Origin of the sequence: Streptomyces populi, from assembly GCF_002911015.1 — a bacterium.
GTDB classification, from domain to species: domain Bacteria; phylum Actinomycetota; class Actinomycetes; order Streptomycetales; family Streptomycetaceae; genus Streptomyces; species Streptomyces populi.
This window is the reverse complement of sequence record NZ_KZ626867.1, coordinates 29,252-42,691: the sequence shown is the minus strand read 5'-3', so window position 1 is coordinate 42,691 and position 13,440 is coordinate 29,252. Positions and strand designations below refer to the sequence as shown.

Annotated in this window: 10 protein-coding genes; 2 read left to right on the top strand and 8 right to left on the bottom strand. The window is 70.2% G+C overall.

Translation table 11 applies throughout. The annotated features are described in order from the left end of the window. Window positions 1-32: 32 nt before the first annotated feature. The 6 genes from CW362_RS44500 to CW362_RS16640 all read right to left on the bottom strand — a co-directional run bounded on the left by CW362_RS44500 (window position 33) and on the right by CW362_RS16640 (window position 8,610). Entirely contained in the window at window positions 33-212 is a 180-nt protein-coding gene (locus CW362_RS44500; protein ID WP_103550263.1) for a hypothetical protein, read from the bottom strand. Window positions 213-374: 162 nt separating this feature from the next. Beyond that, window positions 375-1,325, bottom strand: coding sequence for an alpha/beta fold hydrolase (locus tag CW362_RS16660; protein WP_103550262.1), 951 nt, complete (start codon window positions 1,323-1,325; stop codon window positions 375-377). Beyond that, complete coding sequence (locus CW362_RS16655) at window positions 1,322-1,798, bottom strand: phage holin family protein (RefSeq protein ID WP_103550300.1); 477 nt, start codon at window positions 1,796-1,798, stop codon at window positions 1,322-1,324. Before CW362_RS16655 ends, CW362_RS16660 begins: the two co-directional genes overlap by 4 nt. A gap of 43 nt (window positions 1,799-1,841) precedes the next feature. After that, window positions 1,842-3,239 carry a Na+/H+ antiporter NhaA gene (gene nhaA / locus CW362_RS16650; RefSeq protein ID WP_103550261.1) on the bottom strand — a complete coding sequence of 466 codons (1,398 nt, stop codon included), beginning with the start codon at window positions 3,237-3,239 and terminating at the stop codon, window positions 1,842-1,844. A 503-nt stretch (window positions 3,240-3,742) separates the two neighbouring features. Continuing rightward, complete coding sequence (gene acs / locus CW362_RS16645) at window positions 3,743-5,743, bottom strand: acetate--CoA ligase (protein ID WP_103550260.1); 2,001 nt, start codon at window positions 5,741-5,743, stop codon at window positions 3,743-3,745. Window positions 5,744-6,219: 476 nt separating this feature from the next. Further along, window positions 6,220-8,610, bottom strand: a complete 2,391-nt coding sequence (locus CW362_RS16640) for a SulP family inorganic anion transporter (protein WP_103550259.1) — start codon at window positions 8,608-8,610, stop codon at window positions 6,220-6,222. 327 nt (window positions 8,611-8,937) lie between these two features. Between CW362_RS16640 and CW362_RS16635 the strand changes: the two genes are divergently transcribed. Continuing rightward, window positions 8,938-10,209, top strand: a complete 1,272-nt coding sequence (locus CW362_RS16635; protein ID WP_103550258.1) for a polysaccharide deacetylase family protein — start codon at window positions 8,938-8,940, stop codon at window positions 10,207-10,209. 94 nt (window positions 10,210-10,303) lie between these two features. On the opposite strand, the gene CW362_RS16630 is transcribed toward CW362_RS16635, so the two are convergent. Continuing rightward, window positions 10,304-11,284: an ATP-binding protein gene (locus CW362_RS16630; protein WP_103550299.1), complete on the bottom strand. Its 981-nt coding sequence runs from the start codon at window positions 11,282-11,284 to the stop codon at window positions 10,304-10,306. Window positions 11,285-11,385: 101 nt separating this feature from the next. Between CW362_RS16630 and CW362_RS16625 the strand changes: the two genes are divergently transcribed. Then, complete coding sequence (locus tag CW362_RS16625) at window positions 11,386-12,210, top strand: Fic family protein (RefSeq protein WP_103550257.1); 825 nt, start codon at window positions 11,386-11,388, stop codon at window positions 12,208-12,210. Window positions 12,211-12,577: 367 nt separating this feature from the next. On the opposite strand, the gene CW362_RS16620 is transcribed toward CW362_RS16625, so the two are convergent. Continuing rightward, entirely contained in the window at window positions 12,578-13,411 is an 834-nt protein-coding gene (locus CW362_RS16620) for an HAD family hydrolase (protein ID WP_103550256.1), read from the bottom strand. Window positions 13,412-13,440: the final 29 nt, after the last annotated feature.

Genomic DNA, 13,440 nt, shown 5'->3' with positions numbered 1-13,440 from the left:
AGGCCTCGACCGCAAGGCCTCAGCCGCGGGTCTCAGCCGCGTGGATGGCGCAGCCGCACGGAGACCCAGCGGGCCCGGCGCCGCAGAATGCGCGGAATCCCCACGCGGGGATCCGTGCCCGTCAGCTGCGGTTCGCCCCCTCGGTGGGAGCTCGGACCTGCGGCCGAGCGGCGATTGCGTGCTGCGTCACTGTAGTCGTGCGTCCAGCCCATACCCCGACGTCTGCCCCTGCCCCAAGGTCGATAACCTCGCCCCGGCCCCTCAATTGGCCTATGCGCCGGGCAATTGGCCTTTCGTAGGACAGGTGTTCACGGTCCGCGTTCCGGACGCGGCACCGGGTGCGTCCGGACGGTCACGCGCGGGTGACCGAGGTGTCACCGATCGGGTTCCGGATCCTTCAGCCAGTTGATCAGTTCGGTGGAGAAGGCGACCGGATCCTCCTCGTGCGGGAAGTGGCCGAGCCCGTCGAACAGCCGCCAGCGGTACGGCGCCTCGACGTACTCCCCGGAGCCCGCCGCACTCCGTGTCCGCATCACCGGATCGAGCGAACCGTGCAGATGCAGTGTCGGCACCCGCACCGGCCGCTTCATGCGCCGGTTGAACTGGATGCCGTCCGGGCGCGCCATGGACCGCACCATCCAGCGGTACGGCTCGATGGAGCAGTGCGCGGTCGAGGGGATGCGCATGGCCCGGCGGTACGTCTCCAGGGTCTCCTCGTCCGGCTGCCGGGGTCCCGACCAGTCGCTCACCAGACGGCCCACCAGAGCGGCGTCGTCGGCGAGGAGTTGGCGCTCCGGGATCCAGGGGCGCTGGAACCCCCATACGTACGAGCCCGCCGTCGTCTGCCTGACGTCGGAGAGCATCGCGGAACGCCAGCGCCGCGGATGCGGCATGGACGACACCGCGAGCCGGCGGACGAGCTTGGGCCGCATGGCGGCCGCCGTCCACGCCAGATAGCCGCCGAGGTCGTGTCCGACCAGGGCGGCGTCGGGCTCGCCGAGGGAACGTACGACCCCGGTGATGTCGAGCGCGAGGTTGGCGGGGTCGTAGCCGCGCGGGGTGCGGTCGCTGCCCCCGACGCCCCGCAGGTCCATGGCGACGGCCCGGAACCCGGCGTCGGCGAGCGCGACGAGCTGGTGCCGCCAGGCCCACCAGAACTGCGGGAAGCCGTGCAGCAGCAGGACGAGCGGCCCGTCGCCGAGCTCGGCGATGTGGAAGCGCGCGCCGTTGGCGGCCACGTCGCGGTGCGTGACCTTGCGGTCGCCGGGAAGGTCGATCCGTACGACCGAGGTGGGTTGCGCCGAAGGTGTGGCGGGGTCCGTCATGAGGATGAGCGTGCCACAGCCTCGACGGCGTCCTCGACCGGTTCGGGCCGGGGGTGCGGCTTGGCGTTCTGCAGAACGCCCGCCGTCTCCTTCATGGAGGCCGCGACCTTCTGCGGGCCCTTGCTCTTCTTCGCCTTCTTCGCGAAGACCGTGCCGATCAGCGCGAGCACGGCCGCGACCAGCACGTTCGCCGCGAACGACAGCAGGAAGCAGATCGCGAGATTCCAGTTGCTCCAGGTCCGGATGCCGTACGCGAGGGCGAAATTGAGCATCGGCAGGGAGAAGACCAGGACCGCTCCGGCCGCCGAGAACGCGCCGCCGCTGACCGCACCGCGCTTGACGTCCTGCTTGAGCTGCGCCTTCGCCAGCGCGATCTCGTCGTGCACCAGCGCGGACATCTCGGTCGTCGCCGCGGCGACCAACTGGCCGATACTGCGTTCGGCACCGACCGGGGTCCCGTCGGGTGCGCTCATCGCGATCTCCCTCTTCTGCATGTGTTTGTACGGTCCTGTCAGATCATGCCGGACCGTCGTCCCCCTCGCTTGCCCCACCCGCCACTTCGCCAAGCCTGCGGTGTTCCGCGGCCTTTCGTTCATAGATCGCGGCCATGCGCAGGTGGTACGCGGGCTTGTCCTTCTCGTAGATGTCGGGGATGCCGTCGAGGTCGTCGTCGCGCTCCTCGGCCTCGCACAGCGAGCGGTACTTGGAGTTGCGTATCTTCAGCAGCGCCGTGGCGAGCACCGCCGCGATGAACGAGCCGATCAGGACGGCCGCCTTGGTCTCCTCGGTGAGGATCGCATTGCCTTCGTAGGCGAGCTCGCCGATGAGCAGGGAGACGGTGAAGCCGATGCCGGCGAGGGTGGAGACGGCGACGACGTCGGCCCATTCCAGGTCGTCGCTGAGCGAGGCCCTGGTGAACCGGGCCGTCAGCCAGGTACCGCCGAAGATGCCGACCGCCTTGCCGACGACGAGTCCGAGCACCACGCCGAGCGTCTCGGGCCGGGTGAACACATCGTGGATCGCGCCGCCGGAGACCACGACACCGGCACTGAACAGGGCGAAAAGCGGCACGGCGAGCCCCGCCGACACCGGGCGCACCAGATGCTCGATGTGCTCGCCGGGGGAGTGCTCCTCGCCTTCGCGCTGGTGGCAGCGCAGCATCAGGCCCATGGCGACACCGGCGATGGTGGCGTGGATGCCGCTGTTGTACATCAGGGCCCAGATGACCAGCGCGAGCGGGACGTACACGTACCAGCCGCGTACTTCCTTGCGCAGCAGCAGCCAGAAGAGGCCGAGGCCGAGGAGGGAACCGCCGAGCGCCGCGAGATTGATGGAGGACGTGAAGAACACCGCGATGATCAGGATCGCGAACAGGTCGTCGACCACGGCGAGGGTGAGGAGGAAGGCGCGCAGGGCGGACGGCAACGACGTCCCGATGACGGCGAGCACTGCGAGCGCGAAGGCGATGTCGGTGGCGGTGGGGACGGCCCATCCTTCGAGCGAGCCGCCGCCGGACACGTTGGTCAGGACGTAGACGACCGCGGGAACGGCCATGCCGCAGACCGCGGCGGCCACGGGCAGCACCGCGGCCTTCGGGTCCCGCAGGTCCCCGGCCACCAGCTCGCGCTTCAGCTCGATGCCGGCGACGAAGAAGAAGATGGCGAGCAGTCCGTCGGCCGCCCAGTGCTCCACGGACAGGTCGAGCCCGAGGGCGGCCGGTCCGAAGTGGTAGTGGGAGACGGTCTCGTAGCTGTGCGGCAGGGCGTTCGCCCAGATCAGCGCCGCGACCGCGGCGATCAGCAGGAGCACTCCGCCCACGGTCTCGGTGCGCAGCGCGTCCGCCACGAAGTTCCGCTCCGGCAGGGACATCAGGCCGAGGAACTTGCGAGGGGTGGTGCCGGGGGGCGCGGCCATGGGGAAGACCTCCGGTCGAGCAGGCAGGACGGAGCATTCGCCGACCAGACTTCCCGGCACACCATGAACGATCTTGTCGCGACTTTGACGCTTTGCTCACCTTACCCACGGTGCGGCCGGCTCGGTGGGGATCTTCACGTTACGACCGAACCGGGCGGGGGGCCTGCTGGTCGGGCCGACGGGCCGATGGGGCGCCGCGGCTTCGGCCGCCGGCGGATCGGGCCGCGCGGTCGTCGCGGATGAGGGTGCGGGTGTGGGTGCGGGTGCGGATGCTTCGCAGGGGTGCCCGGTGCGAGCCGGAAGAGCGGAGGCCGAGCGGGGGCTGGGGAGAGGGGCGAGGGCCGAGCGGGGGCGGAGAGGGGTGCGGGACCGTGAAGGGGGCTGAGGGAACGCCTGAGGGGTGCGGGGCCGCGAAGAGATGTGCGGGAACGCCTGAGGGGTGCGGGAGCAACGTGAGCGTGCTCCCCCACCCCTCAGGGCCGGGCCGGCGGGGTGAGCCCGCCTCAGTCCTCGCTGGGCGCGGCCGGCAGCTTCGCCTGGATCAGATCCATGACCGTGCTGTCGGTCAGCGTCGTGACGTCTCCGAGTTCACGGTTCTCGGCCACGTCCCGCAGCAGTCGGCGCATGATCTTCCCGGACCGGGTCTTCGGCAGCTCGGCCACCGGCAGGACCCGCTTCGGCTTGGCGATGGGGCCGAGCGTGGTGCCCACGTGGTTGCGCAGCTCCGCCACCAGCCCGGCGTCCTCGGCGGAAGCCGTCCCGCGCAGGATGACGAACGCGACGATCGCCTGTCCGGTGGTCTCGTCCGCCGCACCCACGACGGCCGCCTCGGCGACCGCCGGGTGGGAGACGAGGGCCGACTCGACCTCGGTCGTCGAGATGTTGTGCCCGGACACGAGCATCACGTCGTCGACGCGCCCGAGCAGCCAGACGTCACCGTCGTCGTCCTTCTTGGCCCCGTCACCGGCGAAGTACTTGCCTTCGAAGCGGGACCAGTACGTGTCGAGGAACCGCTGGTCGTCACCCCAGATCGTGCGGAGCATGGACGGCCACGGCTCGGTCAGCACGAGGTAGCCGCCACCGCCGTCGGGCACCTCGTTCGCCTCGTCGTCGACGACCGTGGCCGAGATACCGGGCAGCGCACGCTGTGCCGAGCCCGGCTTCGTCTCGGTGACCCCGGGCAGCGGCGAGATCATCATCGCGCCGGTCTCGGTCTGCCACCAGGTGTCGACGATCGGCGTACGGTCCCCGCCGATGTGCTTGCGGTACCAGATCCACGCCTCGGGGTTGATCGGCTCCCCGACCGACCCGAGCACCCGCAGCGAGGACAGGTCGAACTTCGCGGGGATGTCGTCGCCCCACTTCATGAACGTGCGGATGGCCGTGGGCGCCGTGTACAGGATCGTCACCCCGTACTTCTGCACGATCTCCCAGAACCGGCCCTGGTGCGGGGTGTCCGGGGTCCCCTCGTACATCACCTGCGTCGCGCCGTTCGAGAGCGGGCCGTACGTGATGTACGAGTGCCCGGTGACCCAGCCGATGTCGGCCGTGCACCAGTACACGTCGGTCTCCGGCTTGAGGTCGAAGACGGCGTGGTGGGTGTACGAGGCCTGCGTGAGGTAGCCGCCCGAGGTGTGCAGGATGCCCTTGGGCTTCCCGGTGGTCCCGGAGGTGTAGAGGATGAACAGAGGGTGCTCGGCGTCGAACGCCTCCGGCGTGTGCTCGGCCGACTGCCGTCCGACGACGTCGTGCCACCACACGTCGCGGCCCTCGGTCCAGGCGACGTCCTCGCCGGTGCGGCGCACCACCAGCACCTTGTCGACGCCGTCGACCCGGCCGACCGCCTCGTCGACGGCGGGCTTGAGCGCGGACGGCTTCCCGCGCCGGTAACCGCCGTCGGCGGTGATGACCAGCTTGGCGTCGGCGTCCTGGATGCGGGTGGCGATCGCGTCGGCGGAGAACCCGCCGAAGACCACCGAGTGCGCGGCGCCGATACGGGCGCACGCGAGCATCGAGACGACGGCCTCGGGGATCATCGGCAGGTAGACGGCGACCCGGTCGCCCTTGCCGATGCCCAGCTCGGTGAGGGCGTTGGCGGCCTTCGACACCTCGTCCTTGAGCTCGGCATAGGTGATGGCCCGGCTGTCGCCCGGCTCACCCTCGAAGTGGATGGCGACGCGGTCACCGTTCCCGGCCTCGACGTGCCGGTCCACGCAGTTGTACGCGACGTTCAGCTTTCCGTCGGCGAACCACTTCGCGAACGGCGGGTTAGACCAGTCCAGTGTCTCGGTCGGCTCGGTGGCCCAGGTCAGCCGACGGGCCTGCTCGGCCCAGAAGCCGAGCCTGTCAGCCTTGGCCTGCTCATACGCCTCCGCGGTGACATTGGCGTTCGCCGCCAGGTCGGCGGGCGGCGCGAACCTGCGCTCTTCCTTCAGCAGGTTGGCCAGGCTTTCGTTGCTCACGACATCTCCCTTTCCCAGGGTGTCCGTTGTGTCCCAGGCCACAGCTCATCAGACCGGGAGCCCGGTGACAAGGGCCGATCCGGAATTGGTTTAGACCTGTCCTGTGTCGTTGAACCGGGCCCTCGGCCCGCGCGGTACGTCCTCGCCCCGCGGTACGGCCCCGCCGTCCTCCGCGAGACCACACGGGTCCGCACGAGTCTGCCCCCTGGGGACACGTACGTACCGCCCACCGGGTTCATATTTCGGGTTCGCCCCGCCCGCGTCCACGGGGAGGCCCCGGGAGACGTGCCACCCCGGTTTCCCGGACCCCCGCCCCACCCCGATCAGCCGCTTTCCCCCCGTAGCCCTTGCCCCACCCCCTGTCCCGTGCCTCCCCGCCCGGTGCCGCGATCCCCCGGCGTTCCGTCGCGCGACCGGGCGGGGCGACGTCTCGCCCGGTGGCCGGCACCGGAGCGCCGGCGGCGGAGGTCGTTCGTGGTGCGCGGCCCCGTCGACCGGGGCCGCGCACCACCGCCCGATCACGCCGGATGTCGTGACCCCTCCGCCGCGCCTGCGTGATCGAACGGGTCCACGTGATCGAACAGCTCGGTCCCGTCGACATCGGCCAGCAGATACGCCTGGGCCTCCCCCACGTGGAAGTACATCCCTTGCAGTTCGAGCACGCCCTCCCGCAGGGCCCGTGCCACGGACTCATGCGCGCGCAGGTGCTCCAACTGCTGCACCACGTTGCTCAGGCAGAGTTGCTCCACCGCGTCGGCGGGTGCCCGTCCGGCGATCCGCGCCCACGGCCTGTCGTCCGCGGCCATCCGGTCCAGGCTCGGCTGCCCGTGCCGCAGCCACCGCTTGAGCGGTGTGAGTGTCCCTCCGGGCTCGGAGGCCAGCAGGGCCTGCATGGCCCCGCACCCGGAGTGCCCGCACACCGTGATGGACCGCACCTTCAGCACGTCCACCGCGTACTCGATGGCCGCGGCCACCGAGTCGTCCCCGCTCTCCTCTCCGGGGAGCGGCACGAGGTTGCCCACGTTCCGTACGACGAAGAGGTCGCCCGGACCACTGGATGTGATCATCGAGGTGACGAGCCGGGAGTCGGCACAGGTCAGGAACAGCTGGGACGGCCGTTGCCCTTCCCTGGCCAGCCGGGCCAGCTCGTCGCGCACCAGGGGTGCGGTGTTGCGCTGGAACGCGCTGATCCCGCGCGCCAGCTGATGTCCGCTCGGTCTGGCCTCGCCGGTCTCCTTCTCCTCCTGTCCGTCCGAAGGCGCGTCCGAGGGCTGGGATCCCGGTTCGGCGGCGGTGTCGCACTGGTGGTTCCGCCAGGGTGTCCAGGGCCGACAGCGGCAGTGTCCGGAGTCCGCGGGCTCGGCGATCCGCGTTCCGCTCCGCCCGCCGAGATCGACCGTGCCTCCTTGGGCGACATGGGTGCTCTGCCAGTCCTGCAGCGACTCGTACGCCGCGTGGTCCATGAACGAGCCGTCCAACTGCACGACGACGTCCGCCCCTCGGGGCACGAGATGCAGGGTGCGGCTGAGCCGGGGCACCGCCAGGAACGTCAACTGGCCTCTCACATGTACGTGATGGACTCCTTCCCTCTCTTCGTGTGTGATGCGGGTGCGGCTGAGGCGGTGCAGGGCGACACCGACGGCCACGGAGATCCCCAGGGCCACGCCCTCGAGAACTCCGAGGAACACGACGCCGAGCGTGGTGACGGCGTACACCAGCGCCTCGCGGTGGCGGGTGACCGTGCGGATGTGGAGCAGGGACACCATCTGGATGCCGACGGCCATCACCAGGGCGGCGAGCGATGCGAGGGGGATCAGCTCCAGGATCGGGACCATCAGCAGCGCGGCGATCACTACGAAAACGCCGTGCAGGATCGTGGAGTTCCGGCTGACGGCGCCCGCTTGCACATTCGCGGAACTTCGCACCGCGACCCCGGCGACGGGCAGTCCGCCGAGCGCGCCGGAGACGACATTGGCGGCGCCCTGCCCGAGCAGCTCCCGGTCGAGGCGGGAACGGCCCACGCGGCCCTGGAGTTCCGGACGGCCGCTCACCAGCTTGTCCACCGCGACGGCCCCGAGGAGCGACTGCACGCTGCACACCAGCGTCACGGTGAGGACGGCGGCGACGACGCCGAGCACCGGGCCCTCGGGCAGCCCGGCCAGCGCGTGGCTGCTCCAGGACGGCAGTTCGACGCGGGGCAGTGTCAGTCCCGCGACGGAGGCGGCCAGGGTGGCTCCGGCGACGGCGATCAGCGCGGCGGGGACCTTGCGCAGCACCTGCCCGGCCCGTCCGGGAAGGCGCGGCCAGGCGAACAGCAGCGCCAAGGTCAGCACGCTCATCGACAGCGCGGCTGGGTGCGTACGAGCCACCTGGTCCGGCAGCGCGACGAGGTTGTCCAGGACGGAGCTCTGCGGGGTGCCGCCCAGCACGATGTGCAGTTGGGCGACGGCGATGGTCACCCCGATTCCGGCGAGCATGCCGTGCACGATGGCGGGGCTGACGGCCAGGGCCGTACGGGCCACGCGCAGGCAGCCGAGGCCCAGCTGGGCGATTCCCGCGAGCATGGTGATTGCGCAGGTCGCGCGCCAGCCGTAGTGCTGGATGAGTTCGGCGGTGACGAGGGTGAGCCCGGCGGCGGGCCCGCTCACCTGGAGCGGCGAGCCGCCGAGCCGTCCCACGACCAGTCCGCCGGCGGCGGCGGCGACAAGGCCGGCCTGGAGCGGCGCGCCGGTGGCGAGGGCGATGCCGAGGGACAGGGGGAGGGCGATCAGGAAGACCGCGATCGAGGCGGACAGGTCGGCGCCCGCGACGCGGAAGCGCCGGGGCGGTGGCGGTGGGGGGCTGTGGGGCTGGTGGATCTGCGCGGGCCGAGTCGGGTCGGCGGCGCGGGTGGGGACGCAGGCAGACATGGTTCCCGTCTCCTCCGGGGCAGCGCGGTCGCGGAACAGGTGATCCCCCGTCCGAAGCGGCGGGGGGCGGGTCGCGGCCGTGGGTCACGGCGTGCAGCGGCGGGATTTTCAACGTTCGGTAAATGGATCGTAATGCAGAGTAAAGGGCCAATGTCGAAAATAGGGGCGAATGGGGCATTGATTCACTCTCTGGAGTGAAATAGGCCTTTGGTCGGCTTGTCATACTTATTTCTTCTCGGTCCCGTGAAACCTTGGCGGCGCCGCCGGTGCGCAGCAGCGTCGGCACCCCGACCGGCGCTGCCCGACCGAGGAGAAGGAGGGCGGAAGATGGCCGCCACCCAGAGGACCGCCACGGGTGTGGCGTTCGCCGCGGCCTGCGCCACGGCGCTCGCCGGTTGCGCAGGGGGTACCACGACTTCCCCGGAAGGCGCGCGTGGCGCGAAGAAGGCCGCGGGGGCCCCGGCGCCCGGGGCGGCGGTCCGTCCGATCGGCGACGGTTCCACCTCGTACACCGGGGCGCAGCCGCATCTGCCGCGACCCGAACGGCTGAAGCCCGGACAGCGGCCGCCGCAGTTCGTCGTCTTCTCCTGGGACGGTGCGGGCGAGGACGGCCAGAAGCTCTTCTCCCACTTCCGGAAGCTCTCCAGGGCCAACAAGGCGACGATGACGTACTTCCTGAGCGGCGTGTACATGCTGCCGGAGGACAAACGCGACCTGTACCGGCCGCCGCAGCACTCACCCGGCAGCTCGGAGATCGGCTTCAACGACGAGCGGGGCATCGCGGACACCGTGGAGCAGTTGCGCGGTGCGTGGCTGGAGGGCGACGAGATCGGCACGCACTTCAACGGTCACTTCTGCGGTGCGGAGGCCGGGGTCGGCCAGTGGTCGGTCGCGGACTGGAAGAGCGAGATCGCCCAGGCGAAGTCGTTCGTGAAGTCCTGGAGGACCAACTCGGGCCTGAAAGGAGCGGCTTCGCTGCCCTTCGACTACGACAAGGAACTCATCGGCGCCCGCACCCCCTGTCTGGAGGGCCGGGAGAACTTCATGAAGGCGGCCCGTGAGCTGGGTTTCCGCTACGACACCAGTGGCGTCGGCCACCAGGTCTGGCCCGGGAAGAAGGAGGGGCTGTGGGATTTGTCGATGCAGCTCGTTCCCTTCCCGGGGCACTCCTACGAACAGCTCACCATGGACTACAACTTCATGGTCGGCCAGTCGGGCACGCGGACCCAGGGCGATCCGGGCAAGTGGAAGCTCTGGGGCGACCAGATGCGTGACGGACTGCTGGGGGGCTTCGACCGTGCCTACGAAGGCAACCGGGCGCCGTTGATCATCGGCAACCACTTCGAGTCGTGGAACGGCGGCACCTACATGCGTGCCGTCGACGAGGTCGTCGAACGCGTCTGCACCAGGGCCGAGGTGCGTTGTGTCTCCTTCCGGCAGCTGGCCGACTGGCTCGACGCCCAGGACCCGGCCACCCTCGGCAAACTGCGCGGCCTCCAGGTGGGCGAGGTGCCGAAGCGGGGCTGGGCGTCCTTCCTCGCCCGCCGCCCGGCTCCGGCCCCGAAGGGCGTCCCCGGGGCGCCGGCGGTCAAGCCCTAGCGGTGCCCCGGGCGGTCCTGTCGCTCAGGCCGTCGTGGTGTTCGCGGCCGTCCTGCGGCTCAACCCGTGGCAGCGCTTCGTGCCGGGCGGCCGCTCACGCGGTGGCCAGGGGGTTTTCGCCGAGCACGAAACCGGGGTCGACCTGCTCGGCGAGGTCGGTCCCGGTCCTGGCGTTGCCCCAGCCGACGGCGTTCTTCAGGTGGAACTGCACCATCTGACGCGTGTACCGCTCCCGGTCGCGCAGCCCGTACGTGGCGTCGGCGGCGGCCCGCAAGGTGTGCAGCGAGCGCCGGTTGGTCTCTTCCAGGGCCTCGAACCGGGGCGGGCGGCCCTTCTCCATGGCGCGCACCCAGTCCGAGTGCCCGACCGTGACCAGGAGGTCGTCACCGGCCTCCGCTCGCAGGAAGTCGATGTCGTCCTGGTTCTGCACCTTGTTGCCGACGACCTTCAGGGTGACGCCGAAGTCGCGGGCGTACTCCTTGTACTGGCGGTAGACGGACACTCCCTTCCGGGTCGGTTCGGCGACGAGGAACGTGATGTCGAAGCGGGTGAACAGGCCGGAGGCGAAGGAGTCGGAGCCCGCCGTCATGTCGACGACGACGTACTCGCCCGGGCCGTCGACGAGGTGGTTCAGGCAGAGTTCCACCGCGCCGGTCTTGGAGTGGTAGCAGGCCACTCCCACATCGGCCTCGGTGAACGGGCCGGTGACCATCAAACGGACGACGCCGCCGTCGAGTTCCACCGGCCGGGCGCAGGCGTCGTACACCGGATTGGTCTCGTCGACCCGCAGCAGCCGGGAACCCGCCCCGGGCGGGGTCGTCTTGATCATCGTCTCGGCGGACGCGATGCGCGGGTTGGAGCCGCGCAGGTAGTCCTTGATGAGGGGCAGCCGCTCGCCCATGGCGGGGAGTGCCGCGGCCTCCGTCTCCTCGAGTCCGAGCGCGGCCCCCAGGTGCTGGTTGATGTCGGCGTCCACGGCGACGACAGGTGCCCCCGCGGCGGCGAGGTGGCGGATGAAGAGCGACGACAGAGTGGTCTTGCCACTGCCGCCCTTCCCGACGAAAGCAATTTTCATGTTCACCAAGAGTAGTGCGATGGTCGCTCCACGTGCTCGCGCCGCGTGAAGAAGACCACTCCATCGTGGGGTGCGAGCCAGGGGTGCGTAATGTCGTACTCATGAGTACGACAGGTGCGACCGCCGATCCGCTCGCGGCCCTCGGTTCACTTCCCGGGGTGGCCGATTCCGTGGAGTCCGTGCGCAAGGCCGTGGACCGGGTCTACGGACACCGGATCATGCGCCGCCGCAGCAACGAGATCACGTCAGAGGCCGCGCTGCGCGGGGCCCGTGGTTCCGCGGCGCTGTCCGGTGCCGACTGGGCCCTCGAAGAGGTGCGCCGACGCACCGACTTCAGCGCGCAGGAGGAGGACCGCACGATCGGCGCCGCCCTGCGGCTGACCGCCGAGGCGGGCCAGCTCCTGTCCATCTGGCGGCAGTCGCCCCTGCGCGTCCTGGCCCGGCTCCACCTGGTGGCCGCGGCCGACCGGGGCGACGCGGTGGGCCGGCCGAGGCGTGCCGGGGAGGAGGCGGACGAGCCCCTGGTGGAACTGCCGCTGCCGGACGCGGACGAGGTCGCCGGCCGGCTCGAAGGACTGTCCCAGCTGATCATCGCGGGCGGTTCCGCCCCGGCCCTGGTCACGGCGGCCGTCGTCCACGGCGAACTCATCGCGCTGCGGCCCTTCGCCTCCCATAACGGGCTGGTCGCGCGCGCCGCCGAGCGCATCGTCCTGATCGGCAGCGGTCTCGACCCGAAGTCCATCTGTCCGGCGGAGGTCGGCCACGCGGAACTCGGCCGGGCGGCCTATCTCGCGGCGCTGGACGGGTACGTCTCCGGCACCCCGGACGGCATGGCCGCCTGGATCGCGCACTGCGGCCGGGCCGTCGAGCTGGGCGCCAGGGAGTCCGCGGCGGTCTGCGAGGCGCTGCAGCGGGGCGCCGCGTAAAAGGTGCGGGACGCCCGGAAAAGGGTTGCGGCGGTACGAGTTCTCGTACCGCCGCTGGCATGTTCACCGGGTTACCAAGCGTCCTCGAAGTGTTGCCCATCAGGTCGGGAACTTCTGCCCGCCACCTGGTGCGGCTGGCCCGTAATCGACGGGTCGACGTCGCGTGGGTGCTCGATGTCCATGCTCGGTCCGTGGGGCCTGAATGCGTTTGAAGGTGATCCTCTCGGATGTCCTTGGTCTCGCGGGCCGTTAAACCCTTTGTACTCCAGGTCCCGAGGAAGCGAAACCCCTGACCGTACTTCTTTACTTTTAGGTTCAAAACGGTGAGAAGTGGACTTCAATGGGGTCGTCACGCGCGCGTGACGGCTCACACCGCCGTCGCGCGACGCCGGCTGGCGTACCAGACGAGTCCCGCCGTGGCCGCCGCCGCTCCTATCGCGGCCGCGGCGACGAGGGCGGGGCGGGGAGGTACGGACAGGCCGGGCAGTCGCTGCTTCAGCCGGACCGGGCGGTGGAAGTCCAGGATGGGCCACGAGCGGGTGACCGCCTCGCGGCGCAGCGTGCGGTCCGGATTCACCGCGTGCGGGTGCCCGACGGACTCCAGCATCGGCAGATCGGTCGCCGAGTCGCTGTAGGCGTAGCAGCGGGCCAGGTCGTACCCCTCGGACGCGGCCAGCTCCTTGATCGCCTCGGCCTTCGTCGGTCCGTAGGCGTAGTACTCCACCTCCCCGGTGAAGCAGCCGTCCTCGCCGACGACCATGCGGGTCGCCACGACGCGGTCGGCGCCGAGCAGCTCGCCGATCGGCTCGACGACCTCGGCGCCGGACGTGGACACGATCACGACGTCCCGGCCGGCCCTGTGGTGCTGTTCGATGAGCGACGCGGCCTCGTCGTAGATGATCGGGTCGATGAGGTCGTGCAGCGTCTCGGCGACGATCTCCTTGACCTGCTGGACGTTCCAGCCGCGGCACATCGAGGACAGGTACTTGCGCATCCGTTCCATCTGGTCGTGGTCGGCGCCGCCCGCCAGGAACACGAACTGGATGTATGCGGTGCGCAAGGCCGCCCTGCGGTTGATCAGTCCGCCTTGGTAGAACGACTTGCTGAAGGTGAGCGTGCTCGACTTCGCAATGACCGTCTTGTCCAGGTCGAAGAAGGCCGCTGTACGAGGCAAGGAGTGGTTTTCCACGAGGTTGAGCATAGGGCCCACCATTCGGCGTAAGGTGAGGC